Annotated in this window: 18 protein-coding genes and 1 pseudogene; 11 read left to right on the forward strand and 8 right to left on the reverse strand. The window is 74.7% G+C overall.

The window, feature by feature from the left end:
- Positions 1-24: 24 nt before the first annotated feature.
- Positions 25-2,139, reverse strand: coding sequence for a DNA topoisomerase IV subunit B (locus tag ACGFIA_RS19275; RefSeq protein ID WP_357390844.1), 2,115 nt, complete (start codon positions 2,137-2,139; stop codon positions 25-27).
- A gap of 290 nt (positions 2,140-2,429) precedes the next feature.
- On the opposite strand from ACGFIA_RS19275, the gene ACGFIA_RS19280 reads away from it, so the two are divergent.
- Positions 2,430-3,701: a hypothetical protein gene (locus ACGFIA_RS19280; protein WP_393261192.1), complete on the forward strand. Its 1,272-nt coding sequence runs from the start codon at positions 2,430-2,432 to the stop codon at positions 3,699-3,701.
- 43 nt (positions 3,702-3,744) lie between these two features.
- Here the strand turns inward: ACGFIA_RS19280 and ACGFIA_RS19285 are convergent, their stop codons facing one another.
- Positions 3,745-4,377, reverse strand: a complete 633-nt coding sequence (locus ACGFIA_RS19285; protein ID WP_357390840.1) for a methyltransferase domain-containing protein — start codon at positions 4,375-4,377, stop codon at positions 3,745-3,747.
- Complete coding sequence (locus ACGFIA_RS19290; RefSeq protein WP_357390838.1) at positions 4,377-4,814, reverse strand: Rrf2 family transcriptional regulator; 438 nt, start codon at positions 4,812-4,814, stop codon at positions 4,377-4,379. Before ACGFIA_RS19290 ends, ACGFIA_RS19285 begins: the two co-directional genes overlap by 1 nt.
- A 154-nt stretch (positions 4,815-4,968) precedes the next feature.
- On the opposite strand from ACGFIA_RS19290, the gene ACGFIA_RS19295 reads away from it, so the two are divergent.
- The 5 genes and pseudogenes from ACGFIA_RS19295 (at position 4,969) to ACGFIA_RS19315 (ending at position 8,672) form a co-directional block, all read left to right on the forward strand.
- Positions 4,969-6,180, forward strand: a complete 1,212-nt coding sequence (locus ACGFIA_RS19295) for a globin domain-containing protein (RefSeq protein ID WP_357472173.1) — start codon at positions 4,969-4,971, stop codon at positions 6,178-6,180.
- A gap of 132 nt (positions 6,181-6,312) precedes the next feature.
- Positions 6,313-6,549: pseudogene (locus ACGFIA_RS19300) on the forward strand (carbamoyltransferase N-terminal domain-containing protein); the annotation flags it as partial.
- A gap of 35 nt (positions 6,550-6,584) precedes the next feature.
- Positions 6,585-7,442: an alpha/beta fold hydrolase gene (locus ACGFIA_RS19305; protein ID WP_357390834.1), complete on the forward strand. Its 858-nt coding sequence runs from the start codon at positions 6,585-6,587 to the stop codon at positions 7,440-7,442.
- 99 nt (positions 7,443-7,541) lie between these two features.
- Positions 7,542-8,171, forward strand: coding sequence for a hypothetical protein (locus ACGFIA_RS19310; RefSeq protein ID WP_357390832.1), 630 nt, complete (start codon positions 7,542-7,544; stop codon positions 8,169-8,171).
- 117 nt (positions 8,172-8,288) lie between these two features.
- Positions 8,289-8,672 carry a hypothetical protein gene (locus tag ACGFIA_RS19315; RefSeq protein ID WP_357390830.1) on the forward strand — a complete coding sequence of 128 codons (384 nt, stop codon included), beginning with the start codon at positions 8,289-8,291 and terminating at the stop codon, positions 8,670-8,672.
- 4 nt (positions 8,673-8,676) lie between these two features.
- Here ACGFIA_RS19315 and ACGFIA_RS19320 read toward each other — a convergent pair whose 3' ends face one another.
- Both ACGFIA_RS19320 and ACGFIA_RS19325 read right to left on the reverse strand, forming a co-directional pair.
- A complete protein-coding gene (locus ACGFIA_RS19320) occupies positions 8,677-8,886 on the reverse strand; it encodes a GTPase activator (RefSeq protein WP_357390828.1) in 210 nt (69 codons plus the stop codon).
- Between the two features lie 36 nt (positions 8,887-8,922).
- The gene (locus ACGFIA_RS19325; protein WP_357477844.1) at positions 8,923-9,813 is read right to left on the reverse strand and encodes a DUF72 domain-containing protein; all 891 of its coding nucleotides are present in this window, start codon (positions 9,811-9,813) and stop codon (positions 8,923-8,925) included.
- Between the two features lie 143 nt (positions 9,814-9,956).
- On the opposite strand from ACGFIA_RS19325, the gene ACGFIA_RS19330 reads away from it, so the two are divergent.
- Together ACGFIA_RS19330 and ACGFIA_RS19335 are read left to right on the forward strand one after the other, a co-directional pair.
- Positions 9,957-10,640 (forward strand): hypothetical protein, encoded by a 684-nt coding sequence (locus tag ACGFIA_RS19330; protein ID WP_393261199.1) that lies wholly within the window; start codon positions 9,957-9,959, stop codon positions 10,638-10,640.
- A 12-nt stretch (positions 10,641-10,652) separates the two neighbouring features.
- A complete protein-coding gene (locus ACGFIA_RS19335) occupies positions 10,653-11,342 on the forward strand; it encodes a Pr6Pr family membrane protein (protein WP_393261201.1) in 690 nt (229 codons plus the stop codon).
- A gap of 12 nt (positions 11,343-11,354) precedes the next feature.
- Here ACGFIA_RS19335 and ACGFIA_RS19340 read toward each other — a convergent pair whose 3' ends face one another.
- The 3 genes from ACGFIA_RS19340 to ACGFIA_RS19350 form a co-directional block, all read right to left on the reverse strand.
- Entirely contained in the window at positions 11,355-13,424 is a 2,070-nt protein-coding gene (locus ACGFIA_RS19340) for a glycogen debranching N-terminal domain-containing protein (RefSeq protein ID WP_393261204.1), read from the reverse strand.
- Positions 13,421-13,798 carry an SCP2 sterol-binding domain-containing protein gene (locus ACGFIA_RS19345; RefSeq protein WP_357390451.1) on the reverse strand — a complete coding sequence of 126 codons (378 nt, stop codon included), beginning with the start codon at positions 13,796-13,798 and terminating at the stop codon, positions 13,421-13,423. Before ACGFIA_RS19345 ends, ACGFIA_RS19340 begins: the two co-directional genes overlap by 4 nt.
- 109 nt (positions 13,799-13,907) lie before the next feature.
- Positions 13,908-14,414, reverse strand: coding sequence for a DinB family protein (locus ACGFIA_RS19350; RefSeq protein WP_357390449.1), 507 nt, complete (start codon positions 14,412-14,414; stop codon positions 13,908-13,910).
- Positions 14,415-14,513: 99 nt separating this feature from the next.
- Here ACGFIA_RS19350 and ACGFIA_RS19355 point away from each other — a divergent pair, with 99 nt between their 5' ends.
- The 3 genes from ACGFIA_RS19355 (at position 14,514) to ACGFIA_RS19365 (ending at position 16,896) form a co-directional block, all read left to right on the forward strand.
- Positions 14,514-15,029: a 2'-5' RNA ligase family protein gene (locus ACGFIA_RS19355; protein WP_357390447.1), complete on the forward strand. Its 516-nt coding sequence runs from the start codon at positions 14,514-14,516 to the stop codon at positions 15,027-15,029.
- An 80-nt stretch (positions 15,030-15,109) separates the two neighbouring features.
- Positions 15,110-15,937 (forward strand): MEDS domain-containing protein, encoded by an 828-nt coding sequence (locus ACGFIA_RS19360; RefSeq protein WP_393261208.1) that lies wholly within the window; start codon positions 15,110-15,112, stop codon positions 15,935-15,937.
- Positions 15,934-16,896 carry an anti-sigma factor RsbA family regulatory protein gene (locus tag ACGFIA_RS19365; RefSeq protein WP_357390443.1) on the forward strand — a complete coding sequence of 321 codons (963 nt, stop codon included), beginning with the start codon at positions 15,934-15,936 and terminating at the stop codon, positions 16,894-16,896. The genes ACGFIA_RS19360 and ACGFIA_RS19365 overlap by 4 nt, the downstream gene beginning before the upstream one ends.
- Positions 16,897-17,012 lie beyond the last annotated feature (116 nt).

Below are 17,012 nucleotides of genomic sequence, written 5' to 3' on the forward strand. Positions count from 1 at the left end.
TTCCTTCCGAGACGAACCCGTTGGTCAGGCGTCGATGGCGTCGCGGTCGACGCGGTCGGCGGAGTCGATCAGCCAGTTGCGGCGGGGCTCGACCTTCTCCCCCATCAGCAGTTCGAGGATCCGCTCGGCGGCCTCGACGTCGTCCAGCGTGATCCGGCGGACCGCCCGGGTGGCCGGATTCATCGTGGTCTCCCACAACTCGTCGGCGTCCATCTCACCGAGGCCCTTGAAGCGCGGGATCGGCGTGACGATCTGCTTGCCGGCCTTCTCCAGCTTGCGGACCGTCGCCTCCATCTCGGCCTGGGTATAGGTGTAGACGGTCTGCGGGTTGCGCCCCTTGGTGGTGATCTTGTGCAGGGGCGGCATCGCCGCGTAGAGCCGCCCGGCCTCGATCAGCGGCCGCATGTAGCGGGCGAACAGCGTGATCAGCAGGGTACGGATGTGCGCGCCGTCGACGTCCGCGTCGGCCATGATGAGGACCCGGCCGTACCGCAGGGTGGACAGGTCGAACGTCCGGCCGGAGCCGGCGCCGAGCACCTGCACGATCGCGGCACACTCGGCGTTGTCCAGCACCTGCTGGAGGCTGGCCTTCTGCACGTTGAGGATCTTGCCGCGGATCGGTAGCAGCGCCTGGTATTCGGAGGACCGCGCGAGGCGCCCCGTCCCGAGGGCGCTGTCGCCCTCCACGATGAACAGTTCACTTCTCTCGATGCCCGCGGCCCGGCAGTCGACGAGCTTGGCCGGCATGGCCGCGCCCTCCAGCGCGGTCTTGCGGCGGGCGGCGTCCTTCTGCTGCTTCTGGGTGAGCCGGACCCGGGCCGCGTCGACGATCTTCTGGAGCACCGTCCGGGCCTCGGCCTTGGTGCGGCGGTCGTCCAGCCAGCTCTTGAGGTGCGCCTCGACCAGGCCCTGGAGCACCTTGGTGATCCCGGCGGTGGACAGCTCGTCCTTGGTCTGCGAGGTGAACTGCGGCTCCGGGATGCGCACGTGCACCACGGCGGTCATGCCCTCCAGGACGTCGTCCAGCGTGGGCGCGTCCTCCTTGGGCTTGAGCAGGCCGCGGGCGTTGCGGGCGGCCTCGGCGAGGGTACGGGCCAGCGCCCGCTCGAAGCCCTTGCGGTGGGTGCCGCCGTGGGCGTTGCGGATGGTGTTCGTGAAGCACTCGACGGTGCGCTCGTAGCCGGTGCCCCAGCGGAACGCCACCTCGACCTCGGCGCGGCGCTGCACGTTGGACTGCATGACGCCGTTGGCGTCGGCGGCGTTCTCCCGGTAGGTGCCCTCGCCGGTGACCAGCAGCGTGCCGGAGACCGGCCGGTCGCCGGCCGGGGCGAGGTATTCCACCATGTCGGTGAGCCCGTCGGGGAAGTGGAAGCGCTCCTCGACGGGCTCCTCGCCGGTCTCGTCGCGCAGCCGGTAGGCCACGCCGGGGACGAGGAAGGCGGTGTTGCGCAGCTTGAGCCGGACCGCCTCGGTGTCGAGCGCGGCGCCGGTCTCGAAGTAGCGGGGGTCGTGCCACCAGCGGATCGAGGTGCCGGTGCGCTGGCCGCGCTTCATCGCGCCGACGATCTGGAGGCCGGGGCCGGGTGTGAACGGCGCGTCCGGGCCGTCGCCGTCGAAGACGCCCGGCACGCCGTGGCGGAACGACATGGCGTGGACCTTGCCGCCGCGCCGGACGGTGACGTCGAAGCGGCGGGACAGCGCGTTTACCGCCGACGCGCCGACGCCGTGCAGGCCGCCGGAGGTCTTGTAGCCGGAGCCGCCGAACTTGCCGCCCGCGTGCAGGCGGGTGAGCACCAGCTCGACGCCGGAGATGCCGGACTTGGCGTGCACGTCGGTGGGGATGCCACGGCCGTCGTCGTCGACCTGGACCGAGCCGTCGGCGTGCAGGATCACGTCGACCTTCGTGGCGTGACCGGCGACACCCTCGTCGGTGGAGTTGTCGAGGATCTCGTTGACGAGGTGACCCACGCCACGGCTGTCGGTCGAGCCGATGTACATGCCGGGGCGCTTCCGGACGGCGTCGAGGCCCTCCAGATGCGTCAGGTCGTCGGCCCCGTAGAGGGTCTCAGGCTGTGCGGTCAACTGGTCGTACTCCCAGGTCTCGGCGGTGTGGTGCCGTTCACCGTGTGATCCCCCCACGATGATCGCCGGGCGCGGCGCGCCGCAGCGAGCCTAGCCGGGTGCCCCGACAGGTCGGCGGCACCGGGGCGGTGCGTTGCGCGATCGGCCTCGCCGCCGGGTCCGCGCCGGGGCCGCGTAGGGCGGCCCGGTGGGACGGGCGGAGCGTCCAGGCGGCACAACGACCCGGGCGCCGGATGTCTTCCCGACGAGGGGCGGCGGATGTCGGGGCATTGACGTCCGTCACACGCGCGTGATCTGATCGCCACCCCAAAGAATCTTTCACATTTCGATGTTCTGGGAGGTCGGGCATGTCCGTGTTCCGTCGTTCCGTGCTCGCGGCGGCGCTGGCGCTCGCCACGGTGGCGTCACCCGCCGCCGCGGCGCCCGCCCGGCAGGCCACCGCCGCGCTGCCCACCGCCGCGCTGCCCACCGCCGCGGTGGCGCTGGGTGACAGCTTCATCAGCGGTGAGGGTGCCGGGGCATACGCGCCGGTGGTGGACGTCAACGGGGTGGCCCAGGGCTTCCCCGGCTGGTCCGCCGCCAACGCCAACGCCTACTTCTGCCACCGCTCGCCGAACGCCTCGCTGTTCCAGGCCGACCTGCCCGGCATCTCCGCGCGGTTCAACCTGGCCTGCTCGGGCGGCCAGCCGTACGACATCGCGAACGCCTCCGCCACCCGGACCAAGGGACGGCAGGTGGCCGCCCAGCTCGACCAGCTCCGGTCGGTGGCGCGGACCCACGACATCGACCTGGTGCTGGTCGGCCTCGGCTCGAACAACAGCTCGTTCACCTTCGGCAGCGTGGCGGAGAAGTGCGCCAACCGGTTCATCGCCGACGCGTGGACCGGCTGGTGGGAGTTCTGGGCGTACCTGGGCGGGCCGGTGGAGCAGAAGCCGTGCACGGACGCCGACCTGGGCACCGCCGCGCAGTTCGCCGCCGCCACCGCGGAGACCACCACGGCGCTGCGGCAACTGCTCACCACGCTGGACCAGATCGACGCCGACGGGCAGCACCGGGTGGTGTTCCAGGACTACACGAACCCGCTGCCGTTCGAGCTGGACCAGAGCTACTGGACCGAGGACAGCCGCGACGACACCCGGGACAAGTTCCGCGCGCTGGGCGCCGAGCGGTACGCGGCCGGCTGCCCGATCCACCGGGCCAGCCTGGCGCCCGGACACCGCTTCTCCCAGGGGCTCGGCACGCTCGTCGGCTCGGTACGCGGCACGCTCGCCGCCGAGTTCCCGCAGGACGACCTGGTCTACCTGAACGTGCAGCGCGCCTTCGACGGCGCCCGGCTCTGCGAGTCGACCGGTAGCCCGGGCAACGCCCTGGCCACGCCGATCCGGCTGATGGACGGCCCGACCGGCACGTTCGTCACCAGCCTGTCCGGCTACGACAAGCTGGACATCCAGCGCATCGCCAACGCCTGCGGCACGTACTTCCAGACCTGCCAGGAGTCGTGGCACCCGAACGCCGCCGGGCACAAGGTGCTCGGCCGGTGCCTGGCCGGTGCGGCGGCGACCGGCGCCCGTACCGTCGCCTGCGTCCGCGCCCCGGACGGCACGGTGAGTGTGAGCTGAGAAGCGTCGGCCGGCGTTCCGCGGCGCGGGACGCCGGCCGGCCTCAGGCCCGGATCGCGGCGCCGAGGACGTGCGGCGACGCCGGTGCGGGCAGCCCGGTCGGCGGGAAACGGAAGCGGTCCAGCTCGGTCACCGTGAACCCGGCGGCCCGGATCGCGGCCACCGTGTCCCGGGCGGTGTGGCAGCCGGCGCAGAACAGCGGCCACAGTGTCGCGTCGGCCAGGCGCTGGGCCCGGCGCAGGCCCGGTGTCTGCGCCACCACATGTTCGTAGAAGCGCAGCTCGCCCCCGGGCCGCAGCACCCGGCGCGCCTCGGCCAACGCGACCGCCTGGTCCGGCACCGAGCAGAGCACGAGCGACAGCACCACCGCGTCGGCGGCGCCGTCGGCGACCGGCAACGCCTCGGCCAGCCCGGCGGCCACCGTCACCGGCACCGGGGCGCCGGGGGCGGCGGCGCGGGCCAGGGCACGCAGGCGCGGTTCCGGCTCGACGGCGAGCACCCGGGTCACCCGGGACGGGTAGTGCGCGAGGTTGCGCCCGTTGCCGGCGCCGACCTCGACCACGCGGCCGTGCAGCCCGGCGACGAGGCGGGCCCGGTGGCGGGCCATACCGGCCTGGTCCATGGCGACGCTGGCGCGGGCGAACAGCCGGGAGAAGATCGGATGGGAGACGGCCATCAGCGGACCACCGGTGGGGTGCCGAGGCTGAGCAGGATCGGGCCGGCGGCGCCGTCCACCAGGGCGCCGAGGCGTACCCCGTCGAGCACGGCGAGGAAGGCGGCCTGCGCGCGGCGCAGCTCGCCGCGCAGCCGGCACTCCGCGACCAGCGGGCAGACCGGCTGTGCGCAGTCGACCACCTCGCCGTCGCCCTCGAAGGCGCGGACGACCTGGCCGACGGTGAGGTCGCCGGCGTGCTCGGCGAAGGCCACTCCGCCGGAGCGGCCCCGGATGGTCACCAGGACGCCGATGCGTTGCAGCCGCTGCACCACCTTGGCGACGTGGCTGCGGGGCAGCTCGAGCCGGGTGGCGAGCTCGTCGACGGTGGCCCGGACCGGGGACGCGGCGGTGAGCATGGCGATCCGCAGCGCCATGTCGGTCGACCGGTTGAGCCTCACGCACCGACCCTAGCCATTCGGTGCCGTCAGCGACACAAGCAGATTCACGGTGACCCATGCCACCACGCTCCCGGGACCTTCGACCCTAAAGAGGACTTCCAGATACCTGTTTCGTGGGGATCGACCTGTTCGAGTCCCGGAAGGAGATTCGGTAGTGCTCTCGGAATCCTCAGCGGCTGTCGTGACCGCCACCCTGCCCGTCGTGCGGGCGCACGGCGAGGCCATCACCGGCCGCTTCTACCAGCGGATGTTCGACGCCCACCCGGAACTGCTGAACCTGTTCAACCGGGGCAACCAGGCCACCGGGGCGCAGAAGGCCGCCCTCGCCTCGGCAGTGGTCGCGTACGCGGCGCACCTGACCGGCGAGGCCGGCCTGCCGTGGGGGCCGGTCCTGGACCGGATCGCGCACAAGCACGCCTCGCTCGGCATCACCGCCACCCAGTACCCGATCGTCGGCCGGCACCTGCTCGCCGCCGTCGGCGAGGTGCTCGGCGACGCCGTCACCGCGGAGGTGGCCGCCGCCTGGGACGAGGTCTACTGGCTGCTGGCCTGCGAGCTGATCGCCCGCGAGGCGCGGCTCTACGCCGGCGCCGGCGTGCCCGAGGCCGCGCCGGTGTGGCGGGAGTGGCGGGTGACCGGCCGGACCCGGGAGAGCGCCGACGTCGTCTCGCTCACCCTCGCGCCGGCCGGCGGCGGCGCCGCGCCCGGCTTCACCCCCGGGCGGTACGTCTCGGTCGCCGTCGACCTGGACGGCGGCCGGGGACAGCAGATCCGCCAGTACAGCCTCTCCGGCCGCCCCGGCGCCGAGACGTGGCGGATCACCGTGAAGCGGGTACGCGGTGAGGCCGGCGCTCCCGACGGCATGGTCTCCGGTCACCTGCACGACCGGGTGGCCGTCGGCGACACGCTGCGGCTCAGCCCGGCGTTCGGTGAGGTCGACGCCACCGCCGGCGACGGGCCGCTGCTGCTGGTCAGCGCCGGTATCGGGCTCACCCCGGCGATGGCGGCGCTGGCCCACCTGGCGGACCGGAACCCCGGGCGCCAGGTGACGCTGGCGCACGCCGACCGGCACGCCGAGGCGCACGCGCTGCGCGCGGAACTGCCGGCGCTCCAGCGGCGGCTGCCGAACCTGGCCGTCCACCTCTGGTATCTCGACGCCGCCGGGGCAGAGCTGCCCGGGCTGAAGGCGGAGGTGTCCAGCGGGCTGATCGACCCGGACCGGCTCCCGCTGCCCGCCGGGGTGGCCGTGCACCTCTGCGGTCCGATCGCGTTCATGAACCTGGTCCGGGGCAACCTCCTGCGCCGGGGCGTGCCGGCCGAGCGGATCGCGTACGAGGTGTTCGGCCCCGGGATGCTGCCGGGCTGACCGTTTCTCGGTCCGGGGACCCGCGTCGACGCCCCGGCCAGGGCATCGAGCCTCCACAGCGGAGGCGGCGGGCTGGCGGAGAAGTCGATGATCTACTGGTGAGGGGCGGATCCCGAGGATACGGGTCCACCCATGCGTGTCCTCGGCATCAACGCGATCTTTCACGACCCGGCCGCGGCCCTGGTGGTCGACGGCCGGGTCGTGGCCGCCGCCGAAGAGGAACGGTTCAGCCGCCGCAAGCACGGCAGACGACCGGTGCCGTTCTCCGCGTGGGAGCAGCCCGAGCTGGGGCTGGCCGACCCGTGGGACGGGCTGCGGGTCGACTACGCGCGGCGCGCGCCGGTGCAACGGCTCCGGCCACCCCTTCCTACCCGGCGGTAGGTTCGGGCCGTACGCTTGTCCGGGTGAGCGGGGACTACACCCAGGAGTACGTGGACGTCGACGGCGCGCGCATCGGTGTGCAGGTCTATCCGGAGCCGGCCGGTCCGCCCGGCGCCCCGGTGGTGCTGATCTGGCCCGCCATGGGCGTGCGCGCCCGCTACTACCGGCCGTTCGCCGCCGCGCTGCGCGACGCCGGGCTCGCGGTGATCGTGGCCGACCTGCGCGGCACCGGCGAGAGCACGCCCGCGCCGTCGCGCGCCTGCCGCTACGGCTACCAGGAGATGTCCACCGACATCGGTGCCGTGCTCGACGCGCTCAAGCCCCGGCTCGACGGCCGGACCCGGGTGCTGCTCGGGCACTCCCTCGGCGGCCAGGTCGCGGTGCTGCACCAGGCGCTGCACGACGCCGAGCGGGTGGACGGGCTGGCCCTGGTGGCGGTGGGGCTGCCGTGGTGGCGGCGGTACCCGGGCCTGCGCGGGTGGGGCGTGCTGCCGTACACCCAGGCGATCGCGGCGACGGCCCGGCTGCTCGGCGTCTGGCCGGGCTGGGGCTTCGGCGGCCGGCAGGCCGCCGGCGTGATCCGGGACTGGGCGCACACCGCCCGCACCGGCCGGTTCCCGGCGCTGGACGGGGTGGACTCGGAGGCCGCCGTGCGGCGGATCCGCACGCCGGTGCTCGCGGTGAGCGTCGACGACGACCAGTACACGCCGCACGAGACGCTCGACCACCTGTGCGAGAAGCTGACCGGCGCGCCGGTGACGCGGCACCGCTACACGGTGGCCGAGGCGGGCGCGCCGCTGGACCACTTCACCTGGGTACGCGCGTCGGCGCCGCTGGCCGCCCGGATCGCCGCGTTCGCGGACACACTCCCCCGGCGCTGAGCCACGCCGGCACGCTTCCCCGCCGGTGAGCCACGCCCGGGCGTGAGTCGCCCGATCGTGGGTATGCCGCACCGCCCGAACACGGCGGAGGGGGATCTGATGTCAGAACGGCACACCACGCTGCGCTCGATGCACGACCTGGGCCTGGCGGCCTGGTTCGGCGGTTCCCTGATGGGGGCGCTCGGCGTCAACGGCGCGGCGGCGCGGATCAACGACACGACCGAGCGGCTGCCGGTGGCCTCGGCCGGGTGGGCGCGGTGGACACCTGTCAACGCGGCGGCGATCGGCGCGCACCTGGCCGGCGCGGTCGGCGAACTGGTCACCGAGAGCCCGCGGATGGCCCGCCAGGCGGGCGTGGGGAAGATGAGCGCGGTCAAGACCGCGCTGACCGTCGGCGCGCTGGCGGTGACCGGCTACAGCCGGCTGGTCGGCATGCGGCTGGAGAAGGCCGGCGGGCCGCCGGTCGAGGGGACCACCGAACCCAGCCACCACACCCCGGCGAACGTCGCCGCCAGTCAGCGGCAGATGAAGCTGCTCCAGTGGGCGGTGCCGGCGCTGACCGGCGCGCTCGTCGTGGTGTCGGCGTACATGGGCGAACAGCAGAAACCGGGCCAGGTGTTCCGGGGCATGCTGGACCGCGCGGGCGGGCTGATGGCCGCGCCGAAGAACATCGGCAAGGTGGCCGCCGTGGGCGCGGCCGGACGTCATCTGGTCGGGGCGGCCCGTTGACCACCGCGCGGCCGGTGACCCACATCGGGGTGGGTCACCGGCCGCGCGGTGTACCGGCGCGGGACAGGGCCGTCCCCGGGCGGACGGCGCGGACATCAGCAGCCAGGTGAGGTGACCATGACCAGCAGGGACCGGCCGGGTGGGGGCGACGGGCGCGGACCGGAGTCGGCCGCGCCGTGGGGCACCACCGACGGCTTCGACGCCGACCCGCCGTGGGGCGCCGGCGACGACGACCCGATGAACGAGGGCAGCGAGGAGACCGCGGTGCCCGAGGGGCGGCTCGGTGAACGACGGGCGGCCGGGGTCCGGCCGGGCGGGCCGAGGGCCGGCCGGCACGGGCTCGGCTCAGTGGAACCGACCCGGACGCCCGAGGCCGGACCGGGCGCGCCGCCGGATCCGGCCCCGTCCGGGCGGACGTTCCCGGACGACAGCGCGGACGGCGACCTCGGCGACAACGCGCTGGAGGAGGCGACCGGGATGCGCCCGGAGACGCGCCCCTGAGAGTTCAGGAGCCGGTGCCGTCCTCACCCGGCCGGCCCGGCGCCGACGGCTCGTTGTCCGGCACCGGTGACTCGGCCACCGGGTGCCCGGTGTCGTCGACAAGGCCCGGCGCCATGCTGCCGCCGTGCGCCTCCTCGGCCTCCCGGGTCGCTCGCGGGTCCCGCTCGTCCTCGCCGTGCCGCTTCTCCACAGATCCCCCCTCGCGGTCGTCCATGCCCCCGGCGGTACCCGGACGACGGCCGGGGAAACGTCAGGCGCGCGCGGCGGCGGGCGCGACGCCGAGCAGGTCGGCCAGGCGGGCGGCGTCGCGCTGGGCCTGGTCGCCGCAGCAGTTGTTCATCAGAACGTGCAGCTCGGCGCACTGGTCGGCCAGCTCGCGCAGCAGCACCGACCAGTGCCGCAGCTCCCGCTCGCCGTACGCGTAGCGGAACCGCTCCTGCTTGTCCCCGCTCTCCCAGGCGGTGCTGTGCCCGTGGAACCGGATCACGGCCAGGTCGGTGGTGGCGACCAGGACCGGCGGCACCGAGGAGACGTGCCCCTGCGGCATGTCCACGCAGGCGTACCCGAGGTCGTGTTCGCGCAGGAACGTCACGGTGTCGGCCATCGCGTCCCCGTCGAACCACGACGAGTGCCGCAGCTCGACGGTGACCGGCCAGGGACGGCAGCGCCGCGCGGCGTCCAGGATCCGCCGCCGGGCCGCCTCGCTCCGCGCCAGCCACGGCGGGAACTGCAACAGCACGGCGCCGAGCCGGTCGGCCGCCGCGAGCGGCGCCAGCGCCGCGTGGAACCGGTCCCACAACTCGTCGTACGCCCCGGCGGGCAGGTCGCGCCAGCGGATCCGGCTCGGGCCGCCCGCCGGACGCAGGTCGCGGGGCAGCGCGTCGACCGGCGTGTGGTGGCCGGTGAAAAGGCGGAACGCCTTGACGTCGAAGGTGAACCCGTCCGGGGTGGCGGCCGCCCACCCCGCCGTGGTCTCCGGCACCGGCACCGCGTAGTACGACGTGTCCACCTCGACCAGTCCGAACCGCTCGGCATACCAGCCCAGCCGGCCGGCGGGGGTGTTGACCCCGCGCGGATACCAGCCGGAGCGGATCAGCATCTGGTCCGCCCACGAGGACGTGCCCACCTTGATGACACCCATGTAGTTCAGTTCACCGCTACCGTCGGACATCGGCAACCGGAGATGCCTGACCCGCCGTGACCGGGGGCGGGTGAACGGCCTCACCGCGTCCGCGGCGTACGGAGTGTGACACCCGGCCGGGTGACGGCGCTGAGGGTGACGAGATGGACGCATCCGGTCTGGACCAGGAAACCGTCGAGCGGTTGCTCGCCGGCCGTTCCGGCGACGCGCCGTCCGCTCCCCCGGGCCTGGTCGCCGTGCTGGCCGCGGTCCGGGCCGCGCCCGGCCCGGGCGAACTCGACGGCGAGGCGGCAGCGGTCGCGGCGTTCCACGCGGCCCGTCGGGTGCGTCGCCGCCGCCGCGTCCGGCTCGCCGCCCGGGTGGCCGTGTCCGCGCTCGCCGCGTGCCTCACCAGCGGCGTCGCGATCGCCGCGACCGGTGACCCGCGGCCCGCCGCACGCCCGCCGGTGCCGCCGGGCGTGCCCGCGCCGCCCACGCCGCCGGCCCGTCCGGGCCCACCGGCCGGCACGCCGGCGCCCCGGACCCCGCAGCCGTCCGCACCGTCCGGCCTGTGCGTCGCGTACCGGGCCCTGGCCGAGAAGGAACGGGGCCGCGCCCTGGCCGCGCCCGCCTTCACCGACCTCGTCGCCGCCGCCGGGGGCCGCGACCGCGTGCCGGACTACTGCGCCGGGCTGCTCGCCGGCGACGATCCGCCGGGCCGGGCCGGCACACGGGGCGGCGGCAGGTCCGCGCCTGCGGGGCATCCGTCCGGCGGGCCGCCGCGGATGGACGTCCCCGAGCACGCCGGCCCGCCCGCCGGCACCCGGCCCGGGCGGCGTACCGGCTGATAACTTGCCCCGGTGACCCCCCGGCGTCGCCTACCGGCGATCCTCCTCCGCCTCGCAGTGGTGCTCGCCGTGCTGGCCGGCGTCGTGCTCACCGCCCTGGGCCCCGCCACGGTGACCGGGCTGCTGCCGTACTTCACCATCCAGAGCAACGTGGCGGCCGGCCTCCTCGCCGGGTACGCCGCCTGGCGTGCGCTGCGCGACCAGCCGGAGCCACCGAGTGTCCTCAAGGCAGCGGTGACCCTCTACATCACCATCACCGGCACCGTCTACCACCTGGTGCTGGCGAATCCGGCCAGCCCGTTCGCCATGACCCAGCCGGACCGGCAACCGGGCGAGTGGTGGGGCAACCAGTTGCTGCACACGGTGGTGCCGCTGCTGGCGGTCGCCGACTGGGCGCTGTTCGACAGGCGCGGCCGGCTGCGCCCCCGGCACGCCGCCTGGTGGCTGGCGTTCCCGGTCGGGTACCTGGGGTTCGCGCTGGTACGCGGCCTGATCGTGGACAGCTACCCGTACCCGTTCATCGACGCGGGCGAGCTTGGCTACGACGGGGTGGCGGTCAGCGCGGCCGGGTTCGCCGCGGTGTTCTGGCTGCTGGGCCTGCTGTTGGTGGGCGTGGACCGGCTGCTCGCCCGGGCCGGCCGTGCCGAAGCGGCGGAGCCGGCGCCAGCGGTGACCGAGCGGGAGACCAGCGGCACGGGCTGAGCGGCACCCCGGTCAGGCGGCCGGCAGGCCCGCGCGCATCCGCCGCCCCGCGCCGCGTTCCCGGCCGTACGAGTCGGCCCGCCCCCAGCGGCCCGGCACGTCGAGCAACTCGATACGCCCGAAACCCGCCGGGACGGCCGGGTTCACCAGCAGGTTCTCCCCGCACGGGCGCAACCCCAGCATGGTCGACAACAGCATCAGCAGCGCGCCCGACGCCCACGACTGCGGCCGCCCGGCCTCCGGCAACTGGACCGGGTACTTGGTCACCGCACGGGGATAGCCGGCGATCGCCTCCGGGACCGAGCCGCCGAGCGTCTCCGCGATCGCGAACACACCCGCGGCGATGTCGGCCGCCTCCTCGTCGTAGCCGTACCGCCGCAGGCCCGCCGCGACCATCGCGTTGTCCCAGGGCCAGACGGCGCCGAGGTGCGCGCCGACCGGGTTGTACGGCCGCTGCCCCTGCGCGTAGGTGCGCACGCCCCAGCCGGAGAACAGGTCCGGCCCGCACAGGTGCCCGGCCACCGCGTCGGCCCGCTCCGGCGCCACGATGCCGCTCCACAGCAGGTGCCCCAGATGTGAGGTGAGCGCGTCGACCGGCTCGCCGTCCGGGGTCAGCGCCAGCGCGTAGTAGCCCCGCTGCGGCAGCCAGAAGTCGCGATCGAACCGCTCCCGCAGCCGCGCCGCGTCGGCCTCCAGGCGCTCGGCGTAGCCCGGGTCGCCCCAGAACTCCCGGGCCAGACGCGCGCCCCGGATCCGCGCGTCGTACGCGTACCCCTGGAGCTCAGATGTGGCGCGCGGGTACGGCGGCTCCACGCCGTGCCGGTCGACGACGGCTGAGGGCGTGTTGCGCCAGGTCTGGTTGGCGACCCCGCTGTCGGTGTTGCGCGGCCGGTAACGCAGGTAGCCGTCGCCGCACTGGTCGGCGTACCGGGTCAGCCAGTCCAGCGCCATCCGGGCCGGGTGCCGCAGCTCGTGCACCAGGTCGGTGTCGCCGGTCCAGCGCTCGTACTCGTCGAGCAGGATCACGAACAGCGGCGTGGTGTCGGCGGCGCCGTAGTAGACAGCGGTGGGCTGCTCGTCGAACGCGGCCGCCTCGCCGTACCGCAACTCGGCGACGATCTTCCCGGGCTCCTCCTCGTGCCGGTCGTCGAGCCGGCCACCCTGCAACATGGCCAGCAGGTGCAGGGTGCCCGGGGCGAGTTCGGGCGTGAACGGAAGCGTCTGCAGGCAGGTGATCAGCGCGTCGCGCCCGTACAGCGTCATCGCCCAGGGCATCCCGCCGACCGGCACCCGTTCGGTGTAGGCCAGCGGCATGTAGCGCAGGGCGGCCAGATCGGTCAGCGCCTGCCGGTACACGGCGGTGAGCGCGGGCCGGTCGGCGACCAGGTGCGGCGCCCGGTCCAGCCACCGCCCGAGGTCGTCACGCATGTCCTGCCGGACGTGCTGCCGGTGCGACTCGATGCCGGCCCGCAGGTCCCGCCCCCCGGCGCCCTGGATGACCATGGCGACGTGCAGGTCGACGTGCCACTTCCCCTGCGGCTCGACGCGGATCCGGAAGGTCATCCCGCGCGGGTCGACCTCCGCCGGGGCGGTGCTGGAGACGCACGTCTCCCGGGCGAACCGCCCGCGCTCGTACCGGATCCGCAGTCGCCGCCCGTCCGGGTCGGTGATGACTGTCGGGCGGCGCGGGCCGGGGCGCAGGATCTCGGAGGTGTCGGCGAAGTCGGCCGCCATCTCCATCCGCACCGTGTACTCGGCGGGTTCGGCCGAGTGGTTCAACACCGTGAGGCTCTCGTGGTACGCCTCGTCGATCGAGCGGTGCCGGATCACCGAGACGTCGGCGTCCACGTAGTGGCTGGCCGCGCCGGGCACCAGCACGAAGCGGGTCTCGAAGTAGGTCAGGTCGTCGCGGGAGAGCGCGTGCAGCCGTTCCCCGTCGACGGTGAGCACCCAGTGGGACAGGAACCGGGTGTCGAACGAGAACAGGCCGATCGGGGCACACGGGTCGCGTTCCATGTCACCCTGCGCGTCGCTCAACGCGAAGGCGTTACCGGCGAGGACGTGGACCAGCTCCTGCCTCATCGGACCGCCGTCCGCCCGCCGTCCGCGGCGCCGGGATCCCGGGCGTCCGGCGGGCCGGGGAAGATCCGGCGCAGCGTCATCAGCAGCTTGAATTCGCCCCGCGCGACGAGGTCGTTGCGCAGCATCGCGGCGAACGGGTGCAGGCGGCCCGCCGCGAGCTGGTCGAACACCTCCCGGTCCGCGCCGACCACCAGGTCCGCCTCCTCGGCCAGGCGGTCCACCCGGACGTCCTGCCGGTCGACGGTCAGGTACCAGTGCTCGGTGGTGCCGTCGTCGCGCAGGTCCAGGCGGATGGTGCCGGAGGTGGTCTCGGGCAGCTCCGGGTGCCGGCCGGCGGTCCCCCGGGTCAGGTGTTCCACGACCGAGACGCTCATCGGGCCCTCCTCGTCGGTGGTCGCGGCCGGCGCCGCCCGTCCCGCAGCCTCCCCGCTCTCCGGGTGAGGCGAACTCACCCGGACCGGGTGAGACGGGACAGCGCCGCGCTCAGCGCAGGATGAGCCCTCGCACGTACGCGGCCTGACCGACGTGCTGGAGATCGTCGTCGAGCACGCTCACCAGCCGCACCCCGAGCGTCACTGGCGGATCCCAGTTCTCGTCGACCACCCGGTCCAGGTCGGCCGGGCGCAGCCCGCGCAGGTATCCGAGGCTCCGGTCCACCACTGCCCGGTGGTAGCCCAGCAGCACGCCGCCGTCCTCCGGGCGTACCGCGGCGATCTGCTCCGGGCCGTGCCCGTAGCCGGTGTCGGCCGGGTCGGGCGGCAGGCCGCACCGCGCCGCCCAGTCGCCGGTGGCCCAGAGCTGCGGCTCACCCATCACGTCGGCGACGTGGTCGTCCTGGATCCGGGTCAGGTGCCACACCAGCCAGCCGACCGGGTTCGCCCCGTCGGCCGGCGCCCGCCGCAGCTGGGCCGCGTCGAGCCCGTCGAGCGCCCCGGCGACCAGATCGGGCAGCCGCCCGTACGCCTCGGTCAGCACGTCCGTCGCGTCCACGCGTCCCTCACCCCCCTGCCGTTCGCTGTCGTCCCCCGGGCAGTACCGCCCAGCGTGCCCGGCAAACCTCGGCGCGGGCCCCGCATCTAGGGTGAGCGCGTGGTCGCGGCGCTGGAGCTGTATCTGGACACCGACGCCACCCGGCGCATCCGGGTGCTGTGGGACCTGCTGGAGTCCGACGGGGTGCCGAGCATGCGGTCCCTGCTGGCGCAGCGGCACCGACCGCACGTCTCGCTGGCCGTCGCGCCCCGCCTGGACCCGCACCGCGTGGCCGAGGCGCTGTCCGGAACCGTGGTGGCCGCGCCGCTGCGGCTGGAGTTCCAGCACGCCGGGCAGTTCGTCGGGCGGGTGCTCTGGCTCGGGCCGGCGCCGACGGCCGAGCTGCTGGCGCACCACGCCGCCGTGCACGAGCGGCTGGCGCGGGCCGGCGTCGAGGTCGTGGAGCACTACCGGCCGGGCCGCTGGGTGCCGCACTGCACGCTGTCCATGCGCGTGCCGAACCCGCTGATGGGCGCGGCGGTGCGCCGGTGCCTGGAGGTGCTGCCGCTGACCGCGACGGTGGTCGGCGCGGCGGTGGCCGACCACGCCCGCGACATCTCCCACCCCCTGCCCTGACGCCGCCCCGGCCCAGCGGGCAACACCTGGCGCGGGCCCCCGCTGGGCTGGGCATAGACTGGGCCCATGGGGCGGAGTCGGTGACCAGCGGGGGCGTGTCGTACCCGGGCTACACCCACGGTTGCCTCGCCTACGACGACCCGGCCGCGCTACGCGCGCTGGCGGTCGAGCAGGTGAGCGCCGGTCTGGCCGCCGGTGAGCAGGTCTGGGTGGTCTGGCCGGAGGATCGCGCCACTGTCACCGGCTGGCTGGCCTCGGTGCCGGGGGTCGAGGCCGCGCGCCGGCGGGACGCGCTGCGGCTGGTCCCGGTCGGCGAGGCGTACCGGCACGACGAGATCGTCGACCCCGACCGGCAGGTCCGGGCGTACGTGCGGGCCACCAACGAGGCGCTGGCCGCCGGGCACACCGGCCTGCGGGTGCTGGCCGAGGCGACCAGCCTGGTCCGCACCCCCGCCCAGCGGGACGCCTTCGCCCGCTACGAGCACCGGATCGACCACTGGATGCGGCACCGGCCGATGTCGGCGGTCTGCGCCTACGACCGCCGGCAACTGGGCGCCTCGGCGATCGCCGAGCTGGCCTGTCTGCACCCGCAGACGAACGCCGACGTGCTGTTCCGGCTGCACGCAGGCGGCGGGGACTCGACGGTGGCGCTGGCCGGCGAGCTGGACCCGTCCAACCACGTGGACTTCGCCGCCGCGCTGGAGCGGGCCGACCCGCACCCGGTGGCGGGCCGGGTCGTCTTCGACGCCGCCGACCTGCGCTTCGTCGACCACCGCAGCCTGCTGCACCTGCGCGACCACGCCCGCCGGCACGACGCCGTAGCGGTGCTGCGCACGCCGAGCCGGGCCCCCGCGCGGCTGGCCGACCTGCTCGGCCTGTCCGAGGTACGGGTGGAGGTGGTCCGATGAGGAGCGGCGCGGCCTCCGGCCACGTGGGCTACTTCCACGAGGCGTTCGTCTACGACTCCGACGAGGAGCTGCTGACGGTGGCGCTGCCGTTCCTGCTGGACGGGATCGCGGCCGGCGAGCCGACGGCGGTGAACCTGGACGAGCGCAACGCCGAGCTGGTGCGCCGGGCGCTGCCGCCGGGCACCGAGGTCACGTTCCTGCCGGTCGGCGACCTCTACGCCCGGCCCAGCGTCGCGCTGCGCTCCTACCGGGAACTGCTCGCGTCGTACGTGGCGGCGGGGGCGGCGCAGATCCGGATGGTCGGCGAGCTGCCTCCGGTGCTGCTCGGCGCGACCTGGGACTGGTGGGCCCGCTACGAGTCGGCGATCAACCACGCCTACGACGACTTCCCGCTCTGGGGCATCTGCGCCTACGACCGCCGGAGCACGCCCGCGCACGTGCTCGCCGATGTGGCGCGTACCCATCCCCTGGTGGCGCGGCCGGACGGCGGGCACGAGGCGGCCGGTCTCTACACCGAGCCGACGAGTTACCTGACCGAGTTCCGTCCGGCGCCGGCGGATCCGGTGCAGCGGAGCGCGCCGCTGGTCGAGCTGACCGATCCGACGCCGGCCCGCGCCCGCGCCGAGGTGCGCGCGGCCGACCGTGGCCTGCTGCCGCCCGACGGTCTCGACGGCCTGGTCATCGCCGTCAGCGAGGTGGTGAGCAACGCGCTGCGCCACGGCGAGCCGCCGGTGTGCCTGCGGCTGTGGCGCGCGCCGGACCGGATCGTGGTGACCGTCCACGATCGAGGTACCGGCCCCAAGGACCCGTACGCCGGGCTGTTGCCGGCCGGCGACGGTTCCGACGGCGGGCTGGGGCTGTGGATCAGCCACCAGAGTTGCGACCACGTGACGTACCACAGGGACGCGGAGGGCTTCACCATCCGCCTGACGGCGGGGAACCCGCACTTCCCGGTCTGACCGCGCCGCCGGTCGGCGGGCAGGGGGCGGGGCGGGGCGAGCCCCGCGCGCGGACGCGGTACCGTAGCGCCTCATCGTGCCCTGCGGGGCGGTCATCCGCCGGCCTGGCGCTGGCG

The organism is Micromonospora sp. NPDC049203 (assembly GCF_043197215.1).
GTDB lineage: Bacteria > Actinomycetota > Actinomycetes > Mycobacteriales > Micromonosporaceae > Micromonospora.

Excerpts from the sequence above, each read along its gene's own strand:
- ACGFIA_RS19280 (WP_393261192.1), top strand. The coding sequence starts at position 2,430 with ATGTCCGTGTTCCGTCGTTCCGTGCTCGCGGCGGCGCTGGCGCTCGCC.
- ACGFIA_RS19285 (WP_357390840.1), bottom strand. The coding sequence starts at position 4,377 with ATGGCCGTCTCCCATCCGATCTTCTCCCGGCTGTTCGCCCGCGCCAGC.
- ACGFIA_RS19310 (WP_357390832.1), top strand. The coding sequence starts at position 7,542 with ATGTCAGAACGGCACACCACGCTGCGCTCGATGCACGACCTGGGCCTG.
- ACGFIA_RS19315 (WP_357390830.1), top strand. The coding sequence starts at position 8,289 with ATGACCAGCAGGGACCGGCCGGGTGGGGGCGACGGGCGCGGACCGGAG.
- ACGFIA_RS19320 (WP_357390828.1), bottom strand. The coding sequence starts at position 8,886 with ATGGACGACCGCGAGGGGGGATCTGTGGAGAAGCGGCACGGCGAGGAC.
- ACGFIA_RS19325 (WP_357477844.1), bottom strand. The coding sequence starts at position 9,813 with ATGGGTGTCATCAAGGTGGGCACGTCCTCGTGGGCGGACCAGATGCTG.
- ACGFIA_RS19330 (WP_393261199.1), top strand. The coding sequence starts at position 9,957 with ATGGACGCATCCGGTCTGGACCAGGAAACCGTCGAGCGGTTGCTCGCC.
- ACGFIA_RS19340 (WP_393261204.1), bottom strand. The coding sequence starts at position 13,424 with ATGAGGCAGGAGCTGGTCCACGTCCTCGCCGGTAACGCCTTCGCGTTG.
- ACGFIA_RS19345 (WP_357390451.1), bottom strand. The coding sequence starts at position 13,798 with ATGAGCGTCTCGGTCGTGGAACACCTGACCCGGGGGACCGCCGGCCGG.
- ACGFIA_RS19365 (WP_357390443.1), top strand. The coding sequence starts at position 15,934 with ATGAGGAGCGGCGCGGCCTCCGGCCACGTGGGCTACTTCCACGAGGCG.